Genomic DNA, 18,999 nt, shown 5'->3' on the forward strand with positions numbered 1-18,999 from the left:
GGCGCGGGCGGCGGGGGACCGCCGCGTCACGGGGGGTGGCGCGGCGGTCCGGAGGGGACGGCGTCAGCGGGCGAACCCCGCCGCGTCGTGGACCAGGACGCCACCCACCGCGGTGGCCAGCACCGTCAGGTCGCGGATGTGCTCGGCGGGCACCGCGAGCAGGTCGTCCGACAGCACGGCGAAGTCGGCGAGCATGCCCCGGGCGAGGGTGCCCTTGCGGTGCTCCTCGTGCGCCGCGTACGCCGAGCCGACCGTGTAGGCGCGCAGCGCCTGCGTGACGGTCAGCGCCTCGTCCGGGTTGAACGGGGCCCCGGACGCGGTCCGCTGGTTGACGAGGTCGTGGATGCCGAGCAGCGGCGCGCCGTCGGCCACCGGGCAGTCGGAGCTGCCGGGCAGCGTGATCCCCGCGTCGAGGAACGAGCGCTGCCGGTAGCAGCCGCGCGAGCGTTCCGGGCCCAGCGCGGCGAGCATGCCGTCGCCCAGCTCGGAGACGAACCGGCCCTGCGGGACCGGGACCACGCCCAGCCGGGCGATCCTGGCCACCTGCGCCTCGCTGGTGACCGCGCAGTGCTCGATCCGGTGGCGGATCCCGGGCCGCGGGTGCGCGGCCTGGGCCTCCTCGTAGGCGTCCAGGATCACCTCCACCGCGTGATCGCCGATGGCGTGCGCGGCGATCTGCCAGCCGGAGGCGTGGGCACGCAGGACGAACGCGCGCAGTGCCTCGGCCTCCTCCTGCAGCAGCCCCCGGTTGCCCGGCTCGCCCTGGTAGTCGCAGCACATGGCGGCGGTCCTGCCGATCAGCGAGCCGTCGGAGAACAGCTTGACGGGGCCGATCCGCAGCCGCTCGTCCCCGAGCCCGGTGCCGATCCCGAGGTCCAGTCCGAACCCGTCCGGCCCCACCTCGTGCAGGTTGGGCGAGCCCGGCATGAGGGTGGCGCGCTGCAGCAGCAGGCCGCGCCGTACGGCCTCCTGGAAGGCGGCCACGTCCCGGGCGCCGTTGCCGGCCAGGCCGCGGCCCACGCCCGGCTCGGTGAAGCTGGTCAGGCCCTCGGCGGCGGCCACCCGGCTGGCGAGCGCGATGCCCTCGACGTAGTCGTCGTGGGGGACCGGCCGCAGCACCCGGAGGGCGAGGTCCTGGGCCTGCTCGGCGAGCAGGCCGTCCGGCAGGCCCGCCGCGTCGCGGCCGACCGTGCCGCCGGGGACCTCCGGGACGTCCTCCAGCCGGGAGAACCCCATCAGGGCGAACGCCGCGGTGCTGGCGACGCCCATGTGCGCCGAGACGTGCTGCAGCCAGACCGGGCGCCCGCCCGCGGCCCGGTCGAGGGCCTCGCGGGTGGGGTGCTGCCCGCCCAGCTTGTTCTGGTCGTAGCCGGCGCCGCGCACCCACGCGTCCGGCGGCAGGCCGGCCGCCCGCTCGGCGACCTTGGCGTACAGCTCCTCCAGCGAGGAGACCCGGCCGGCCCGCAGGTCGAGCTGGCGCAGTTGCTGCCCGCGCATGCTCAGGTGGTGGTGGGCGTCGTTGAAGCCCGGCACCACCCGGGCGTCGCCGAGGTCCACCACCACGTCGGCGGTGACCCCGTCCAGCTCCTCGTCCAGGCCGGCCACCCGGCCGCCGAACACCCCCAGCCGGGTGGCCCCGGGCCGGCCGGGGTCCAGCGTGGCGAACCGGCCGTTGACGAACAGGGCGTCCAGGCGCATGACGATCCTTCCCTCCGCCCCTTCCGCGAAGGGGGCGTGCTCGGACTTGTTCTTCTCAGACGCTCGCCGGGACCGGCTCCACGGCGGCCGCCGAACGGCGGTGCAGCGCGGCGACGCAGGCCATGGTGAGCAGGATGATGACGAGGTACTGCGCGACGACGGTCCAGATCGTGCCGGACCAGCCGAGCAGCGCCTGGGCGATCATCGGGGTGGTGCCGCCGATCAGCGCGCCGCAGAGCTGGTAGGCCAGCGAGATGCCGGTGTAGCGGACCCGCGCCGGGAACGCCTCGGCGAGGAAGCCGGCCAGCGCGGCGTAGGAGGAGCCGCCGAACACGATGCTCAGCGCCAGGCCGAGCGTGGCCAGCACCGGGTCGCCGGTGCCCACCAGCCAGAACGTGATCGGCGTGCAGACGAGCAGCACCGTGAAGGCGATCAGCATGTAGCGGGCGGCGCCCATCCGCTGGCCGAGCACCGCGCCCAGCGGCTGGGTGACGAACTGCACGACCGACACGATGAGCAGCACGTTCAGCATGGTGCTCTTGGTGATGCCCAGATCGGTGGTGGCCCACGACAGGATGAAGGTGTTGGTGAAGTAGGCGGAGGCGATGCCGACGCCGCTGGCGCCGATGCCCAGCAGCACCAGCGGCCACGCCGAGCGGAAGACCTCCACGACCGGCAGCTTGGCGACCTCGCGCTGCTCGCGCATCCGCACGAACTCCGGGGACTCCTCCACCCGCAGCCGGATGACCATGCCGATCACCAGCAGCACGGCCGACGCCAGGAACGGGATGCGCCACCCGTACGACATGAAGCTCTCCTCGGGCAGGAGGCTGACCAGCGCGAACACGCCGGTGGCGAGGATCGACCCGGCCGGGGAGCCCTGCTGGGCGAAGGCCGCGTAGAAGATCCGCTTCGGCCCGGCGTGTTCGGCGGCGATCAGCACCGCGCCGCCCCACTCGCCGCCGACCGCGACGCCCTGCACCAGGCGCAGCCCGGCCAGCAGGATCGGGGCGAGCACCCCGGCCGTCGCGTAGGTGGGCAGCACGCCCACCAGCGTGGTCGCGCCGCCCATCAGTAGCAGCGTGGCCACCAGGGTGCGCTTGCGGCCGATGCGGTCGCCGAGGTGGCCGAAGATCACGCCGCCCAGCGGGCGGGCCAGGAAGCCGACCCAGAAGGTGGCGAAGGAGGCCATCACCCCGGCGGCCGGGTTGACCTCGGGGAAGAAGAGCTTGCCGAAGACCAGGGCGGAGGCGGTGCCGTAGATGTAGAAGTCGTACCACTCGATGGAGGTGCCGACGAAGGACGCGATGCCCGCGCCGCGGGCGTTCGGGGAACTCATATGGGGATCACCAGGGGGTTTCAGGCGAAGTGATGGAGACGGGCGAGCGGGACCTCGGTCGCGGGCGCCAGGTCCACCTCGGCGCCGTCCACCAGGACGGGGCCGGGCTCGCGGGGCACCTCGACCCGCGGGGTCGCGGTGTTGCGGCACATGTCGGCCCTGGTCAGACCACGTGACCGCCGGACGGCCGCGTACCGCACGCCGGTGGGCAGCGCGTCGCGGGCCTCGGCGGACTCCAGCGCCTCGTGGGCGACGAAGATCCGTGACAGCCGGCTCGGCGCGTCGCCGAGCCCGCCGAAGTAGGGGCGGTAGGAGCGCGGCTGGGTCAGCCGGGTGGAGCCCGAGCCGCTGCCCGAGACGCCGTGGGCCACGAAGCCGCCCTTGAGCACCAGTTCGGGCTTGGCGCCGAACCACGCCGGGTGCCACAGCACGATGTCGGCCAGCCGCCCCGGCAGCAGGGTGCCGACCTCGTGGGCCATGCCGTGCGCGACCGCCGGGTTCAGCGTCAGCTTGGCCAGGTAGCGCAGCGCCCGCTCGTTGCCGGCCCGGCCGTCCGGCAGGCCGGGGCCGCCCTCCCCGGCGCGCAGCGCCTGCAGGTGGGCGACCTGCCAGGTGCGGCGGACGGTCTCGGCGACCCGGCCCATGCCCATCGAGTCGGAGTTGACGATGCTGATCGCGCCCAGGTCGTGCAGCACGTTCTCGGCGGCGATGCCGTGCACCCGCAGCCGGCTCATCGTGACCTCCACGTCGCTGTCGATGTGGTGGTTCTGCCGGTGCACGGTCATGGTCATCGGGAAGAGCTCGCCGGCCGTGTTGACCGTGTAGGGGATGGTCGGCGTGGTGGAGGAGGCCAGGATGTGCGGCTCGGAGAGGACCTCCAGCAGGTCCGGGTGGCCGCCGCCGCCCTCGACGTGGTAGGCGTGCACCGTACGGCCCCGCGTGGCGGCGACGGTGTCGGCGAGATAACCCGACTCGTTCATCGAGTCCGAGTGCAGCGCCACCGGCAGGTCCGCCCCCTCGGCCACGCCCAGGCAGGTGTCCACGATGCGCGGGGTCGCCCCGAAGTCCTCATGGATCTTGAAGCCGCCGGCCCCGGCCAGCACCGCCTCCTCCAGCAGCGTCGCGGAGCTGGAGGAACCCCGGGCCAGGAACGCGACGTTCAGCGGGGTGCCACGCCAGGCGCTCATCAGCGTGTGCAGGTTGTGCGCCGGGTTGCAGCCGACGTCCCACACCCCGCCCAGGCCCATGCCCACGACCGTCGTGACGCCGGAGGCCAGCGCCGCCGGGGCGATCTCGGGCGACGACAGGTGCACGTGCGAGTCCACGACGCCGGGGGTGGCGATCAGCCCCTCGCCCGTCACGATCGCGGTGTGGGAGTCGATGACCGCGCCCTGGAACGGCACGATCCGGCCGTCCTTGACGCCGATGTGGGTCTTGCGCACGCCCAGCACCGGGTCCATCAGCACGACCCCGGCCACCACCAGGTCGAGCGCGGACTCGCGGTCGCCGCGCGGGGCGGCCAGCAGGCCGTCGCGCAGGGTCTTGCCGCAGCCGCCCAGCAGCTCGTCGCCGTGGACGACGTCGTCGTGCTCGACCTCGACCCACAGGCAGGTGTCGCCCAGCCGGATCCGGTCACCGGCGGTCGGGCCGTACAGCGCGTTGTAGGTGCCGCGGGTGACCCGGCTCATGACGACCTCCGCACGATGTGAACCTCCACGGTCTCGCCCGGCGGGAAGGCCGTCGCCGTCCCCGCCGGGATGTCCAGCCGCATCCCCGCGGCCCGCTCCCGGTCGAGGACCAGGGCGGCGTTCACCTCGGTCAGCGGGAAGTGCGAGGAGACGTAGACGGTGCGGTCGCCCTCGTTGCGGACGGTCAGCGCGGACCGCTCGCGCCCGGCGTTGAGCTCCACCGCCCCCTCGCCGGTCTCCACCCAGCCGGGTCCCCGCCCGGCTGGGGCGCCGAACGGCGCGTCCACCGCGACCAGGGCGGTGCCGCTGGGGAACAGCGCCTCCACCTGCACGTGCGTGACCAGGGACGGCACGCCGTCCATCACGTCGTCGGCGGTCAGGAGGGTCCGGGCCGCGGAGACGACCTCCTCCAGGCTCTCCCCGTCCCAGGCCCGCTCCAGGATCTCGTCGCAGATCAGGGCGATCGCCTCGGGGGCGTTGAGGCGGCGGCCCCGGCTCCTGCGGCGGCGCGCCAGTTCGGCGACCGTGAAGATGGTGAGCCGTTCCTGCTCACGGGGTGTCAGGTGCACAGCGCCGGTACCGCCCTCCGATGGCCTGGGTTTCCGCCCACCGTATGGGCAGGTCAAACGGGTAGCCAACGGTCATACAACGCGTGAACCGGCCGCTAAATTGTGCATGTGAACAATCCCGTGCTCTCCCGGCTCGCCCTCGCCCGCCTCGCCGACCTGGAGGAGGTCATCGTGGCCTGGGCCGACAAGGTGATGGCGCTTTCGCCCTACGACCAGGGGCTGGTGCCGCGCGAGGAGGTCGAGGAGGGCGCGCGGATCGGGTTCGCGCTCATCCTGCGCCGCCTCGCCGAGGGCACCACCCCGCCCGAGCTGGTCACGCACTCCGAGAGGTTGGGGGAGCGGCGCGCCGGCCAGGGGGTGCCGCTGGCTTCCCTGCTGGCCGCGGGCCGGCTGGACGCGCGGGCGCTGTGGCAGAGCCTGATCGATCGGGCCGGTCCCGGCGATCTGCCCGAGCTGCTGGGCGGCGCCCATCTGGTCTGGGAGGCGGTGGAACGGCACGTCACCGGCCTGATGGCGGGCTACCAGCGGGCTGTGCTGGAGATGGGACGGCAGCGCGAGGACCAGCGGCGCGCGTGGTTCGCCCGGCTGCTCGACAACGACGGCCGCAACCCCGACGTGGTGCGCGACGCCGGGCGGGTGCTCGGCCTCGACATCGCGGGGCGGTTCTCCGTGGTGGTGGCCGACCCGGTGGTGGGCGCCGGGCTGCGCGCCGCCGCCACCGCGGTCGCCGCCGCGGGCCTGCGCGGCCACCGCCACGAGTCGCCCACCGGCGACGTGCTCGTCGTCCAGCTCCCCACCAGGCCGGCCGACCCGGAGAAGGCCGTGCTGGGCTTCCTGCGGGAGGTGCCCTGCGGGGTGTCGCCGCCGGTGGACGGCCTCGCGAAGGTCCCGCACGCCGTACGGCTGGCCACGGCGGCGGCGCGGACCGTCCGGCCGGGCGCCGGGGGACCCCTGCGCCTGGAGGACCGCTGGCTGGACGTCTTCGCCGCGCACAGCCCCGAGCTGGCCGCCGAACTCGCCGGCCGGGTGCTGGGCCCGCTGGCCGCCGTCGGGGAGGCCGAGCGCGACCGGCTGCTGGAGACCGTGCGGACCCACCTGGCGGGCACCGGGTCGATCGCCGACACCGCCGCCGCGCTGTACTGCCACCGCAACACGGTCCAGCACCGGTTCGCGAGGTTCAGGGAGCTGACCGGGCGGGACGTGCGGGCCCCGGCCGACGGGGCCGTCGTCGCGCTGGCGCTGAGCGCCGCCGGGCTGCGCTGAACGGGCGGGGCCGGCCGGTCCCTTCGCGCGGTGACCTCTTCGCGCGGTGACCTCTTCGCGCGGTGGTCACGGCCCCCGCCTCCCGCGGTACGGCGGGCCCGCGCCGCGGCCCGCCGTACCGAAGACGCCGGGTGTCAGGCGCCGGGCGCGTCGCGGAGCTTCTTCAGCAGCTCGATGTCCTCGCGGTGCTTCTCCGGGCCGCCCGGGGTCTCCACGCACAGCGGGATGCCCGCCGCGACCGGGTGGCGCATCAGGACGGCGAACGGGTCGATGCCGATGTGACCCGCGCCGATGTTCTCGTGACGGTCCTTCTTCGACCCGTGGGGGTCCTTGGAGTCGTTGGCGTGGATCAGCCGGAGCCGCCCGGGGGCGACCGCGTGCAGCGCGTCGAGCGTCTCGGCGACCCCCTCGGCGGTCGAGAGGTCGTGGCCCGCGGCGAAGGCGTGGCAGGTGTCGAGGCAGACGCCCGCCCTGGGATGCCAGTCGAGGGCCGCGAGGTAGGCCTCCAGGTCCTGGACGGTCGCGCACAGCATCGCGCCCTGCCCGGCCATCGGCTCCAGCAGCAGGTCGGGGCCGTCCTCGGGGATCTCGTCGAGCAGGGGGAGCAGGTGCTCGTGGAGCTGGCGCATGGCGTCGTCACGAGACTGGCTGACCGCCGAGCCGGTGTGGACCACCACGCCGGGGGCGCCGATCGCGTACGCCCGCCGGAGGCCGTGCCGGACGACGGCGGTGGACTTCTCCAGGGTCTCGGCGCTCGGCGTGCCCATGTTGACGAGGTAGGGAAGGTGGATGAAGGACAGCATGCCCGACTCGCGCAGCAGGGCGTCCTGGGCGGGGTCGCCGTCGGCGAGCGCCCAGCCGCGCGGGTTGGTGACGAACACCTGGATCATTTCGGCGCCGATGTCGGCGGCGCACTTCAGGCCGCCCTTGCCCAGGCCGCCGGTGACGGAGACGTGTCCGCCGATGAGGGAGAGAGAAGACATGGTGCCGTCAGTTTAGGCGCTGGGCCCGACGTCTCCCGGCCGCTCCCCGGCGACATCCCGGGCGCCCTCCGGAGGTGACCGGTTCGTCACCGTTCCGACAGGCGGCACCGGAACCCGGGAGGCGGTCGTGGCCCACCGGCCCGCTGTGATCCGCGAGCCCGTCGCGGAACCGGGCCGCCTCCCCGCGGCCCGCCGGCCCGTCGTCGGTCTTTTGGAGCATGACACGAAAATCCGGGACGAACCTTTAGCCCGGTTGGGAGTTCCCGCTGCTGGACCGGGGCGACGGCGCTGTGTGTACTGCTCACATGCCCAACATCGACGCCACCGCGCCGGCGGGGCCCGCCGGGTTCAACGCGCTCGGGGCCGCCGGGGCCGAGGCCGGGCTGCTGGCGTGCTGCGCGTCCCCGGTCTTCGCCCGGGAGGTGGCCGCCCGGCGCCCCTACCGCGACCTCGCAGCGCTGGAGTCGGCGGTCGAGGCGGCCGTGCTCGGCCTGCCCTGGCCGGAGGTGCTGACGGCGCTGGCCGCCCACCCCAGGATCGGCGAACCGCCCCGCGACGGCGGAGCCGCGTCCGGCGCGACCGGTCGCGGCACGGACGCTCCCGGTGTGACCGGCCCCGGTGCGGACGGGGCGGGCGCGGCGGGCCGGGATGCGGCAGGTGACGGCGGCGGCCCGGTGCCGCCCGGCGCGGGCGGGCGGGAGGCGTCCTGGTCACGGCGGGAGCAGTCCGGGGTGGCGGGGGCGGACCCCGCCGTGCTCGCCGCGCTGGCCGAGGGCAACCGCGCCTACGAGGCGCGCTTCGGCCACATCTACCTGGTCCGCGCCGCCGGCCTGACCGCCGGGGAGATGCTGGACCGCCTGCGGGCACGGCTGCGCAACGACGAGGAGACCGAACGGGACGTCGTGCGGACCGAACTGGCCGGGATCGCCCGGCTGCGCGTGGCGCGGCTGCTGGAGGACCCGGAGGGAGCGGCGTGACGGCCGGGCGCCCCGGGACGGGGACCCGCCGGGCGGCCGGGCCGGGGAGACACGGGAGTCCCGCGACGGGAGCCCGCCCGGACGTGGGGGAGGGAGGCGCGTGAGCCTGTCCACCCACGTCCTGGACGCCTCGCTCGGCCGGCCCGCGACGGGCGTCGCCGTACGGCTGGAGCACGGCGGGGAGGTGCTGGCCGAGGGCGTCACCGGCGCCGACGGCCGGATCGACGGCTGGGCGACGACCGATACGGGCGCCCACCGGCTGGTCTTCGCCACCGGCGAGTACTTCGCCGCCCAGGGGATCGTGACCTTCTACCCGGAGGTGACGGTCGACTTCACCGTCGCCGACCCCGCCGAGCACCACCACGTCCCCCTGCTGCTGAGCCCGTTCGCCTATTCGACGTACCGAGGGAGCTGAGACGAGGCATGGCGGTCGTGCTGGGACCCAACCGTTACGGCAAGGCGGAGATCCGCCTGGTCCGCGTCGTCCGGGACGGCGTCGTCCACCACATCAAGGACCTCAACGTCCGCACGTCCCTCTCCGGGGCCATGGACGACGCGCACCTGACCGGGGACAACTCCGCGGTCCTGCCGACCGACACGCAGAAGAACGTCGTCTACGCCTTCGCCAGGAAACACGGCGTGGACCAGATCGAGGACTTCGCGCTGCTGCTGGCCCGCCACCACGTGGACGCCCACCCCTCGATCCACCACGCCCGGGTGGAGATCGAGGAGTACTTCTGGGACCGCGTCCCCCCGCCGGACGGCGGGGACGAACGGCACTCCTTCGTCCGCTCGGGGCGGGAGGTGCGCACCTGCGTCGTCCACCACGACCGCGACGGCACCTCCACCGTGGTCTCGGGCCTGCGGGACCTGGTGGTGCTGAACTCCACCGGCTCGGAGTTCCACGGCTTCATCCAGGACGAGTACACCACCCTGCCGCCCACCCGGGACCGCGTCCTGGCCACCGAGGTCTCGGCCCGGTGGCGGCACCTGCCGGACGGCTTCCGGCCCGCCGCCGAACCATCCGGGGCGTCCGAACAATCCGGGGCGCCCGAGCCGTCCGGGCCGCCCGGCCCGCCCGTGCCGCCCCGGCCGTACGGCTTCGGCGAGTCGTACGAGGAGGTGCGGAGCCGCCTGCTGGAGGCGTTCGCCGGGACGTACAGCCTCTCGCTGCAGCAGACCCTCTACGCGATGGGCGACCTGGTGCTCCGGACCTGCCCCGGAATCTGCGAGGTACGGCTGGCGATGCCCAACCGGCACCACTTCGCGGTGGACCTGACCCCGTTCGGCCTGGACAACCCGGGCGAGGTCTTCCACGCCGCCGACCGCCCCTACGGGCTGATCGAGGGCACGGTCCTCGACGACGCGGCCCCCGACGCCCGCTTCGCCTGGGAATGACGGTGGACTTCCTGAGGCCCGCGACCTGGGCCGAGGCGCTGGAGGCCAAGGCGGAGCGGCCGGAGGCCGTGCCCGTCCAGGGCGGCACCGACGTGATGGTCGAGCTCAACTTCGACGTCCGCCGGCCCGACGCGCTGCTCGACCTGAACCGGGTGGCCGCGCTCGGCGAGTGGGGCGCCGAGGAGGACGGGCGGCTCCGGGTCGGCGCGGGCGTGACGTACGCGCGGCTGATCGCCGAGCTGGGGGACCGGCTGCCAGGGCTGGCGCAGGCCGCCCGCACGGTCGGCTCGCCGCAGATCCGCAACCGGGGCACCGTGGGCGGCAACCTCGGCGCGGCCTCGCCCGCCGGGGACGGCCACCCGCCGCTGCTCGCCGCCGGCGCCGAGATCGAGGTCGAGTCGGCCGCCCGGGGGGTGCGGATGATCCCGGCGGAGGAGTTCTACCTCGGTGTCAAGCGCAGCGCCCTGGAGCCCGACGAGCTGATCCGGGCGTTCTGGACGCGCCCGGCGGGCGGCCCGCAGTACTTCTCCAAGGTCGGCACCCGCAACGCCATGGTGATCGCGGTCTGCTCGTTCGCGCTGGCCCTGCACCCCGCCGAGCGGCGGGCCGGCACCGGCATCGGGTCGGCCGCCCCCACCCCGCGCCGGGCGGTCGCGGCCGAGGAGTTCCTCGCCGCCGAGCTCGACTGGGACACCGTCCGGCTCGCCCCCGGGCTGCCCCGGCGGTTCGGCGAGCTGGCCGCCGGAGCCGCCTCACCCATCGACGACGTGCGCGGCACCGCCGCCTACCGCAGGCACGCCGTCGCCGTGCTGGCGCGCCGCACCCTGACCTGGGCCTGGCACGACCTGTGGAAGGAGGGCTGATGCGCGTCAGCCTCACCGTCAACGGCCGGCACCGTACGGCCGACGACGTCTGGGAGGGCGAGAGCCTGCTGTACGTCCTGCGCGAGCGGCTGGGGCTGCCCGGCTCCAAGAACGCCTGCGAGCAGGGCGAGTGCGGCTCCTGCACGGTCTACCTCGACGGCCTGCCCGTCTGCGCCTGCCTGGTCGCGGCCGGGCAGGCGGAGGGCCGGGAGGTCCGCACGGTCGAGGGGCTGGCCGGGGACGGCCGGCTCGACCCGGTGCAGGAGGCGTTCACCGAGTGCGGCGCCGTCCAGTGCGGCTTCTGCACCCCCGGCCTCGTCGTGCAGGCCCACGACCTGCTGAACCGGACTCCCCGGCCCACCGACGCCCAGATCCGCGAGGCGCTGGCGGGCAACCTGTGCCGGTGCACCGGCTACGAGAAGATCCTCGACGCGGTACGGCTCGCCGCCACGCGGAAGGCGGCGACCCCGTGACCGGCCCAGGACTCCCGGGCGACCTCCCGGACGGTTTCTCCACGGATCTTCCGGGTGGTTCCGCGGGCGGCCTTTCCGGTGGACGGGAGGCCGCGGGCGCGCCGGCCGCACCCGGGGCGGTGGGCGGTGGGCCGGCCGTACCGGGGACCGAGGCGGGCGGCGCGCTGGTGATCGAGAACGCCTATCTCGTCCCGGTGACCGGCCCGGAGATCCCATCGGGCCACATCGTCGTCCGGGGCGACCGGATCGAGGCGATCGGCCCGGGACCGGCGCCGGACCTCCCCGGCGCGCGCCGCGTCGACGGCACCGGCTGCCTGGCCACGCCGGGCCTGGTCAACACCCATCACCACCTCTACCAGTGGGCCTCCCAGGGGTTCGCCCGGGAGGCCACGCTGTTCGAGTGGCTGGTGGCGCTCTACCCCGTCTGGGCGGCGATGGACGCCGAGGTAGTCAGGGGGGCGGCCGGCGCCGGCCTGGCCCACCTCGCCCTGTCCGGCTGCACCACCTCCGCGGATCACCACTACGTCTTCCCCGCCGGGCGCGGCGACCTGCTCGCCGCCGAGATCGACGCGGCCCGCGCGGTCGGCGTCCGCTTCCACCCCGCCCGGGGCTCCATGGACCGCGGCGTCTCCGACGGCGGCCTGCCCCCGGACGAGGTGGTGGAGGACCTCGACACGATCCTCACCGCGACCGCCGAGGCGATCGACGCCCACCACGACCCCTCCTTCTCCTCGAAGCTGCGGGTGGCGGTCGCGCCCTGCTCGCCGTTCTCGGTCAGCACCGAGCTGATGACCGAGTCCGCCGCGCTGGCCAGGGACAGGGGCGTGCGCCTGCACACCCACCTCGCCGAGACCCTCGACGAGGAGGAGCACTGCCTGGCCCGGTACGGCGTGCGCCCGGTGGACCACATGGAGAAGCTCGGCTGGCTCGGCCCGGACGTGTGGTTCGCCCACGCCGTCCACCTGAGCGACGCCGACATCGACCGGCTCGCCCGCACCGGCACCGGCACCGCGCACTGCCCCAGCTCCAACGGGCGGCTCGGCGCGGGGATCGCCCGGGTCTCGGAGCTGCTCCGCCGCGGCGCGAACGTCGGCCTCGGGGTGGACGGCAGCGCCTCGGCCGAGCTGACCTCGCTGGCCGGGGAGATGCGCCAGGCGCTGCTGTTCCAGCGGGCGAGGTACGGTCCCACGGCGCTGACCGCCCGGCAGGCCCTTTCGGTCGCCACCCTCGGTGGGGCGCGGAACCTGGGCCGCGAGGCGGAGCTCGGCTCCCTGGAGCCGGGCAAGCTCGCCGACATCGCGCTGTGGCGGATCGACTCCTTCGCCGGGGCCGTCGCCGACCCGGTGCACGCCCTGGTCCTCGGTACCCGGCAGCCGCCGCTGGCCCGGCTCCTGGTGGGCGGCGAGACGGTCGTGGCGGACGACGAGCTGCGCACGACGCCGCAGGACGAGCTCGGCCGGGCGGGCGTCGAGGCCCATCGCCGCCTCGTGCGCCTGGCCGGCGAGCGGGGCGTCCCGCCTCTGACCCCGTCCCCGCGTTCATGACGTCCGTGGTGTCCGCAGAACCCGTGATGTCCGGAGAGCCCGGGGCATCCGGAGAACTCGGGACGCCCGGGGAACCCAGGACGTCCGGAAAGCCCGGGACGCCCGGAAAGCCGGGACGCCCGGAAAGCCGGGACACCCTGGAAACCCCTTTCCGAAGGGATGTGATGATGGTGGACCACCTCACCGGGCCGGGTCCGGTGCCGCCCGGGTGCGCCGGGCGGGCCGCGCCGGCCCGCCGTACACCAGGGAGCAGGGTTGTCTGAGTCGTCGGGACACGTCGTCATCGCCCCGGACAAGTTCAAGGGGTCACTGACCGCGGCCGAGGTCGCGGCGCGGGTGGCCGCCGGGCTCGGCCCGGACGTCGCCACGGTCGCGGTGCCGGTGGCCGACGGCGGTGACGGCACCGTGGACGCGGCCGTCGCCGCCGGGTTCGACCGCGTCGAGGCCGAGGTCACCGGGCCCACCGGGGAGCCGGTCCACGCCGCCTACGCCTGGCGCGAGGCCGGCGGGACGCCGACGGCCGTGGTCGAGCTGGCCGAGGCGTCCGGGCTGCGCCGCCTGCCGGACGGGCCGCGGGCGCTCACCGCGACCAGCCTGGGAACCGGCGAGCTGATCGCCCACGCCGTACGGCGCGGCGCGCGGCGGATCGTGCTCGGCCTGGGCGGCAGCGCCTGCACCGACGGCGGCACCGGCATGATGACGGCGCTCGGCGTCCGGTTCCTGGACGCGGACGGGCGGGAGCTGCCTCCGGGCGGTGCGGCCCTGGCCGATCTCGACAGGATCGACGCCTCCGGGTTCGAGGCGTCCGGACTCGGCCCGTCCGGCGGCGTGGAGTACATCGTCGCCGGCGACGTGGACAACCCGCTGCTCGGCCCGCACGGCGCCGCCGCCGTGTACGGCCCGCAGAAGGGCGCCGGCCCCGAGGACGTCGCGCTGCTGGAGAAGGGCCTGGTACGGCTCGCCGCGGTCGCCGCGCACACCCACGGCCTGGCCGGTGCCGCCGAGCACGACGGCGTCGTGCGCGCCATGGGCGTGGCCGCCCGGCCCGGCGCGGGCGCCGCCGGGGGAGTGGGCTTCGCCGCGCTGGCCTTCCTCGGGGCGGACCTGCGGCCCGGCATCGAGTACCTGCTCGACCTGCTGCGCTTCCACGACCGGCTCCCCGGCGCCCGCCTGGTGATCACCGGGGAGGGGGCGCTGGACGAGCAGACCCTGCGCGGCAAGGCCCCCGCGGGCGTCGCGGTGGCGGCGGCCAAGGCGGGGGTCCCGGTCGTCGCGGTGTGCGGGCGGCGGACGCTGGACGACGAGGAGCTGGCCGCGGCCGGCATATCGGCCGCCTACGCCCTCACCGACCTCGAACCCGACCCGGAGGTGTGCATGGCGCAGGCGGGCCCGCTGCTGGAGCGCCTCGCGCGCCGGATCACCGCGGAACACCTGTGACCATGGCCGGGAGCCCGCGAGTTCCGGAGGGACGCCTGTGACGAGAGCCGGGAAGCCCCTGCGAACAGCCGGGGAGCGCCGTTGACGGAAGCGGAGGACGGCCCGTGACGAGCCGGGGAGCGGACGAACGGAGGCCGGACCTGGTGGTCCGGTCCCGCCGGGTGATGCTGCCCGGCGGCCAGGCCCCGGCGGCGGTGGCCGTACGGGACGGCAGGATCACCGGCCTGCACCCCCACGACGCGCCCCCGGACGCCGCCGAACGGGTCGACCTCGGCGACGTCGCGCTGCTGCCGGGCCTGGTGGACACCCACGTGCACGTCAACGAGCCCGGCCGGACCCACTGGGAGGGCTTCGCGTCGGCCACCCGGGCCGCCGCGGCCGGCGGCGTCACCACGATCGTGGACATGCCGCTCAACTCGCTGCCGCCGACCGTGGACGTGGCCGCGCTCGACGTCAAGAGGCGGGCCGCCGGGGGCCGGTGCGCGGTGGACGTCGGCTTCTGGGGCGGCGCGGTCCCCGGGAACGCCGCCGCCCTGCGGCCGCTGCACGAGGCCGGCGTGTTCGGCTTCAAGTGCTTCCTGTCGCCGTCGGGCGTGGAGGAGTTCCCGCCGCTCGACGACGCGGGGCTGCGGCGGGCCATGGCGGAGATCGCCTCCTTCGACGGCCTGCTGGTCGTCCACGCCGAGGACCCGGCGCTGCTCGCCGACCCCGCCGGGCCCGGCTACGCCGACTTCCTCGGCTCCCGGCCCGGCGAGGCCGAACGGCGGGCGGTCGAGCGGGTCGTGGCGCTGGCCGGGGAGACCGGCGCGCGGGTCCACATCCTGCACGTGTCCTCGGCGCTGTGCCTGGAGCCGCTGGCCGCGGCGCGGGCGCGGGGCGTGCGGGTCACCGCCGAGACCTGCCCGCACTACCTGGCGCTGACCGCCGAGGAGGTGCCGCCCGGCGGCACCGCGTTCAAGTGCTGCCCGCCGATCCGCTCGGCGGCCAACCGCGACGCGCTCTGGCGCGGGCTGGCCGAGGGGGTGCTGAGCTGCGTCGTCTCCGACCACTCGCCGTCCACGCCGGATCTGAAGGTGCCCGACTTCGCCCGCGCCTGGGGCGGCGTCTCCTCCCTCCAGCTCAGTCTGTCCGTCGTCTGGACCGAGGCGGCGCGGCGCGGATACGGCCTGGAGCACGTCGTCCGGTGGATGGCCGCCGGCCCCGCGGCGCTGGCCGGCCTGACCCGCAAGGGCGCGATCGAGACGGGCCGCGACGCCGACCTGGTGGCCTTCGACCCGGACGCCGAGCACACCGTGGACGCCGCCGCCCTGCACCACCGCAACCCGGTCACGCCGTACCACGGCAGGACGCTGCGTGGCACGGTCCGCGCCACCTGGCTGCGCGGCCGCCTCACGGGCGGCGGGCCCGACGGCGAGCCCGGCGGGGTCCTGCTGCGGCGGCCCGCCCCGGAACAGGCCGAGCCCGGTCCCGGCACCCCGGAACGGGCCGAGCCCGGCTCCGGCGCCCCGGAACCCGGCGAGCCCGAGCCGAGCCGGTCGGAGCCGTCCGCGGCGCGTCCCCGCACGCCCTCCCGCCCCGGCACCGGAAGGACCCCGGCGTGAACGACTTCACCACCCTGCCCGACCTGGCGCTGCGCACCCACGGAGGCTCGGTCGTCGCGGCCAGCGACGAGTCCTTCGCCGAGCGGGAGAACCTCATCCGGCCCGGCCCGCCCGGCTTCCAGGCGCACACCTTCGGCGCCAAGGGCCAGGTCTACGACGGCTGGGAGACCCGGCGGCGGCGCGAGCCCGGCCACGACTGGGCCGTGGTCCGCCTCGGCGTGCCCGGCGTGGTCCGCGGCGTCGTGATCGACACCGCCTGGTTCAGGGCCAACCACCCGGCGCACGCCTCCGTCGAGGCGGCCGAGGTCACCGGTCATCCCACCGCGGTGGAGCTGGCCGGCGCCGAATGGGAGGAGATCGTCCCGCGCGCCGCACTCGCCGGGGACGCCGAGCACCGCTTCGCGGTGACCGGGGAACGGCGCCGCACCCACGTGCGGCTGAACATCTTCCCCGACGGCGGCGTGGCCCGGCTGCGCGTGCACGGCGAGGCCAGGCCGGACCTGACGGTCTACGACGGCCTGGGCCTGGACCTGGCCGCGCTGGAGAACGGCGGGCTGGTCACCGGCTGCTCCGACGGGTTCTACTCCCCGCCCGGCAACGTCATAGCCCCCGGCCTCGCCCGGCACCAGGCCGAGGGCTGGGAGACGGCCCGCCGACGCGACGGCGGCAACGACTGGCTGGTGATCCGCCTGGCCGGACCCGGCGTCATCAGGCTCGCCGAGATCGACACGACGAACCTGCTGTTCAACGCCCCGGCCGCCGTGTCGCTCCGGGGGACGGCCGACGGCCGCACCTGGACGGAGCTGCTGCCCAGGACCCCGCTGCTGCCCGACACGCGCCACCGCTTCCGCCTCGCGGACGCGCCGGTGACCACCCACGTCAGGGTGGACGTCTTCCCCGACGGCGGCCTCGCCCGGGTCCGCCTGCACGGCCTGCTCCACCGGCCCTGAGCCGTACGGCCGGCCGTGACGCGCGACCGGCCGCGAGCCGTGCCGTCCGGAACGCGCGACCGGCCGTGAGCCGTACGGCCGGTCAGACCCGCGAGCCGTACGGCCGGTCAGGTCCGCGACCCGCCGAGCGCGCGACCGGTCGAAGCACACGACCGGCCGGAGCGCGCGCCGGTCAGAACCAGAGCGTCACCTCGGTGCCAGGCGGGACCTGCTGGCCGGCCCCCGGGAGCTGCGCCACCACCATCCCCCGGCCCAGCCCCTTGCGCATCTTCACCGTCACCCCCGCGGCGCGCAGCTCGTCGCGGGCCGCCTTGACCTCTTTGAACATCACGTTGGGGATGACGATCACCTGCTTGTCGTCGCCCTCGCCGGGCTGGCCGTCGTTCTCCCACGGCCAGTGCCAGCCGGGGTTGTTGCACTGGGAGAGGGTCATCCGCACGACGGCGCCCTTGTCCACCTCGGCCCCGGGCTGGGGGTCCTGCGCGATGACCGTGCAGGGGGTGGCGGCGTCGGTCTGCTCGACGAACTCCGGCAGGAAGCCCGCGGTGCGCAGCGTGGCGTCGGCCTGGTCACGGGGCATGCCCTTGACGTCCGGCAGGAGCAGGCCCGCGCTGACCACCAGGGAGACCTTGCTGCCCTCCTTGACGGGGTTGCCCACCGCCGGGATGGTCCGGATGACCTGGTTGCGCGGCACGGTGTCGTTGCCCTGCCGCCGGATGTTCCCGGTGACCAGCTTGACCTCGGCGAGCTTCGACCGGGCCGCGTTCTGGTCCATGCCGACGACGTTGGGCACCGGGACCCGCTTGGGGCCCGCCGAGGCGATGAGGGTGAGCCGCGACTTCGGCTCGACCTCGGTGCCGCCGGCCGGGTCGGTCGACAGGACGTTGTCCTTGGGGACCTTCTCGTCGTACTGGGCCTGGCCGACCACGACGGTGAAGCCGAGCCGTTCGGCCTCGCTCTGGGCCAGCTTGACGTTCATGCCCACCAGCGAGTCGGGCACCTTGATCGTGCGGGTCTGGGAGAACCACCAGCCGGTCAGGCCGATCCCGGCCACCATGACCAGGGCCAGCGTGATCAGGAACCACGTGGGCCGCCGGGACCCGCCGCGCCGCGCGGCCGCCCTCGGCTCCGGCCCGGCCGGGGTGCCGGGGTGGCCTGCGGCGGGGGTGGTGAGCAGCTCGCCGCGCGGCTGGACCAGGGTGTGGTTGACGGCCGGCTGCACCATGGTGGCGCCCGCCGGCCCCGGGTGCTCCGCGGGCCGTACCGGGGTGGCCGGGACCTGCGGCGCGGGGCCGCTGTCCATGGGCAGCGCCCGGTGCGCCTCCACCGCGGCGACCAGCATCGCGGTGGCGTCCGCCGGACGGCCCTCGGGGTCGCGGGCCGTGGCCCGGGCCACCAGCGCGTCGAGCTGCGGGGGGATGTCGGGCAGCAGGCTGGACGGCAGCGGCACGGTGTCGTGAACGTGCCGGTAGGCCACCGACATCGGGGTGTCGCCCTCGTACGGCTGGCTGCCGGTGAGGAGCTCGAACAGCATGATCCCGGCCGCGTAGACGTCGCTGCGGGCGTCGGCGGCCGCCGCCGTCACCTGCTCGGGCGACATGTAGGCGATGGTCCCGATCATGACGCCGGTCCGCGTCTGGTTGGTCGCCTCGATCGCGCGGGCCAGACCGAAGTCCACCACCTTGATCCGGCCGTCGTCGCTGAGGAGGACGTTCTCCGGCTTGACGTCGCGGTGGATCATCCCCGTCTGGTGCGCGGCGCCCAGCGCGGCGAGCACCGGGATGATGACCTCCAGGGCCTCGCGGGCGGGCAGCCTGCCGCGGGAGCGGAGCACGTCGCGCAGGGTGCGTCCCGGGACGTACTCCATCGACAGGTAGACGTTGCCGCCGTCGGTGCCCTGGTCGAAGACGTGCACCACGTTGGGGTGCGACAGGCTCGCCACCGACTTCGCCTCGCCGATGAACCGCCGGACGAAGGAGGGGTCCTCGGCGAGGGATCGGTGCATCACCTTCACGGCGACCGTGCGGTCGAGCCGGATGTCCATGGCCAGGTAGACGGTCGCCATCCCGCCTCGGGCGATCCGGGACTCGACGCGGTAACGCCCGTCGAGGAGTCTCCCGACCAGGGGGTCAGTAACCGTCGTGTCCACCCGGCTGAGTTTACGGGCGTTTTGGCGTCCGCAGGGTGCCGGTGTTCCAAACCGATGCCGAGAAGTT

Annotated in this window: 16 protein-coding genes; 10 read left to right on the forward strand and 6 right to left on the reverse strand. The window is 75.1% G+C overall.

What is annotated here, in order from left to right; translation table 11 throughout:
• Positions 1-63: 63 nt before the first annotated feature.
• Genes ACQP10_RS11810 through ACQP10_RS11825 form a run of 4 tightly spaced genes read right to left on the reverse strand, consistent with a single transcriptional unit; the run spans position 64 to position 5,294 of the window.
• Entirely contained in the window at positions 64-1,698 is a 1,635-nt protein-coding gene (locus ACQP10_RS11810; RefSeq protein ID WP_399499603.1) for an amidohydrolase, read from the reverse strand.
• A gap of 55 nt (positions 1,699-1,753) precedes the next feature.
• Positions 1,754-3,037, reverse strand: a complete 1,284-nt coding sequence (locus tag ACQP10_RS11815; protein ID WP_346020382.1) for an MFS transporter — start codon at positions 3,035-3,037, stop codon at positions 1,754-1,756.
• A gap of 20 nt (positions 3,038-3,057) precedes the next feature.
• Positions 3,058-4,725 (reverse strand): urease subunit alpha, encoded by a 1,668-nt coding sequence (locus tag ACQP10_RS11820; protein WP_433541355.1) that lies wholly within the window; start codon positions 4,723-4,725, stop codon positions 3,058-3,060.
• Positions 4,722-5,294: an urease subunit gamma gene (locus ACQP10_RS11825; protein ID WP_179818498.1), complete on the reverse strand. Its 573-nt coding sequence runs from the start codon at positions 5,292-5,294 to the stop codon at positions 4,722-4,724. Before ACQP10_RS11825 ends, ACQP10_RS11820 begins: the two co-directional genes overlap by 4 nt.
• 108 nt (positions 5,295-5,402) lie before the next feature.
• Here ACQP10_RS11825 and ACQP10_RS11830 point away from each other — a divergent pair, with 108 nt between their 5' ends.
• Positions 5,403-6,557, forward strand: a complete 1,155-nt coding sequence (locus tag ACQP10_RS11830) for a PucR family transcriptional regulator (protein ID WP_433541356.1) — start codon at positions 5,403-5,405, stop codon at positions 6,555-6,557.
• Between the two features lie 134 nt (positions 6,558-6,691).
• Here ACQP10_RS11830 and ACQP10_RS11835 read toward each other — a convergent pair whose 3' ends face one another.
• Positions 6,692-7,540, reverse strand: a complete 849-nt coding sequence (locus ACQP10_RS11835; RefSeq protein ID WP_179818495.1) for a deoxyribonuclease IV — start codon at positions 7,538-7,540, stop codon at positions 6,692-6,694.
• Between the two features lie 305 nt (positions 7,541-7,845).
• On the opposite strand from ACQP10_RS11835, the gene ACQP10_RS11840 reads away from it, so the two are divergent.
• The 9 genes from ACQP10_RS11840 to alc all read left to right on the forward strand — a co-directional run bounded on the left by ACQP10_RS11840 (position 7,846) and on the right by alc (position 16,783).
• On the forward strand, positions 7,846-8,517 hold the full coding sequence (locus ACQP10_RS11840; protein ID WP_389997997.1) for a 2-oxo-4-hydroxy-4-carboxy-5-ureidoimidazoline decarboxylase: 672 nt from the start codon (positions 7,846-7,848) through the stop codon (positions 8,515-8,517).
• A 100-nt stretch (positions 8,518-8,617) separates the two neighbouring features.
• Positions 8,618-8,932, forward strand: a complete 315-nt coding sequence (uraH, locus tag ACQP10_RS11845; RefSeq protein WP_433541357.1) for a hydroxyisourate hydrolase — start codon at positions 8,618-8,620, stop codon at positions 8,930-8,932.
• A gap of 8 nt (positions 8,933-8,940) precedes the next feature.
• Positions 8,941-9,915: a factor-independent urate hydroxylase gene (gene pucL / locus ACQP10_RS11850; protein ID WP_433541358.1), complete on the forward strand. Its 975-nt coding sequence runs from the start codon at positions 8,941-8,943 to the stop codon at positions 9,913-9,915.
• Positions 9,916-9,917: 2 nt separating this feature from the next.
• Positions 9,918-10,778, forward strand: coding sequence for an FAD binding domain-containing protein (locus tag ACQP10_RS11855; protein ID WP_433541359.1), 861 nt, complete (start codon positions 9,918-9,920; stop codon positions 10,776-10,778).
• Positions 10,778-11,251 (forward strand): (2Fe-2S)-binding protein, encoded by a 474-nt coding sequence (locus ACQP10_RS11860; RefSeq protein WP_355644350.1) that lies wholly within the window; start codon positions 10,778-10,780, stop codon positions 11,249-11,251. Before ACQP10_RS11855 ends, ACQP10_RS11860 begins: the two co-directional genes overlap by 1 nt.
• 119 nt (positions 11,252-11,370) lie before the next feature.
• The gene (locus tag ACQP10_RS11865; RefSeq protein ID WP_433541360.1) at positions 11,371-12,795 is read left to right on the forward strand and encodes an 8-oxoguanine deaminase; all 1,425 of its coding nucleotides are present in this window, start codon (positions 11,371-11,373) and stop codon (positions 12,793-12,795) included.
• Between the two features lie 255 nt (positions 12,796-13,050).
• Positions 13,051-14,232 carry a glycerate kinase gene (locus ACQP10_RS11870; protein WP_346020374.1) on the forward strand — a complete coding sequence of 394 codons (1,182 nt, stop codon included), beginning with the start codon at positions 13,051-13,053 and terminating at the stop codon, positions 14,230-14,232.
• Between the two features lie 164 nt (positions 14,233-14,396).
• A complete protein-coding gene (allB, locus tag ACQP10_RS11875; RefSeq protein WP_433541896.1) occupies positions 14,397-15,833 on the forward strand; it encodes an allantoinase AllB in 1,437 nt (478 codons plus the stop codon).
• A complete protein-coding gene (gene alc, locus ACQP10_RS11880; RefSeq protein ID WP_433541361.1) occupies positions 15,830-16,783 on the forward strand; it encodes an allantoicase in 954 nt (317 codons plus the stop codon). The genes allB and alc overlap by 4 nt, the downstream gene beginning before the upstream one ends.
• A gap of 172 nt (positions 16,784-16,955) precedes the next feature.
• Here alc and pknB read toward each other — a convergent pair whose 3' ends face one another.
• Positions 16,956-18,932, reverse strand: a complete 1,977-nt coding sequence (gene pknB, locus ACQP10_RS11885; RefSeq protein ID WP_389998009.1) for a Stk1 family PASTA domain-containing Ser/Thr kinase — start codon at positions 18,930-18,932, stop codon at positions 16,956-16,958.
• Between the last annotated feature and the right edge of the window lie 67 nt (positions 18,933-18,999).

Origin of the sequence: Streptosporangium sandarakinum (assembly GCF_050942225.1) — a bacterium.
In the GTDB taxonomy this organism is placed as follows: Bacteria; Actinomycetota; Actinomycetes; order Streptosporangiales; family Streptosporangiaceae; genus Streptosporangium; species Streptosporangium nondiastaticum.

Coding starts and splice junctions, on each gene's coding strand:
- allB (WP_433541896.1), top strand. CDS start 14,397: ATGCTGCCCGGCGGCCAGGCCCCGGCGGCGGTGGCCGTACGGGACGGC.
- ACQP10_RS11835 (WP_179818495.1), bottom strand. CDS start 7,540: ATGTCTTCTCTCTCCCTCATCGGCGGACACGTCTCCGTCACCGGCGGC.
- ACQP10_RS11810 (WP_399499603.1), bottom strand. CDS start 1,698: ATGCGCCTGGACGCCCTGTTCGTCAACGGCCGGTTCGCCACGCTGGAC.
- ACQP10_RS11860 (WP_355644350.1), top strand. CDS start 10,778: ATGCGCGTCAGCCTCACCGTCAACGGCCGGCACCGTACGGCCGACGAC.
- ACQP10_RS11820 (WP_433541355.1), bottom strand. CDS start 4,725: ATGAGCCGGGTCACCCGCGGCACCTACAACGCGCTGTACGGCCCGACC.
- ACQP10_RS11815 (WP_346020382.1), bottom strand. CDS start 3,037: ATGAGTTCCCCGAACGCCCGCGGCGCGGGCATCGCGTCCTTCGTCGGC.
- ACQP10_RS11840 (WP_389997997.1), top strand. CDS start 7,846: ATGCCCAACATCGACGCCACCGCGCCGGCGGGGCCCGCCGGGTTCAAC.
- pucL (WP_433541358.1), top strand. CDS start 8,941: ATGGCGGTCGTGCTGGGACCCAACCGTTACGGCAAGGCGGAGATCCGC.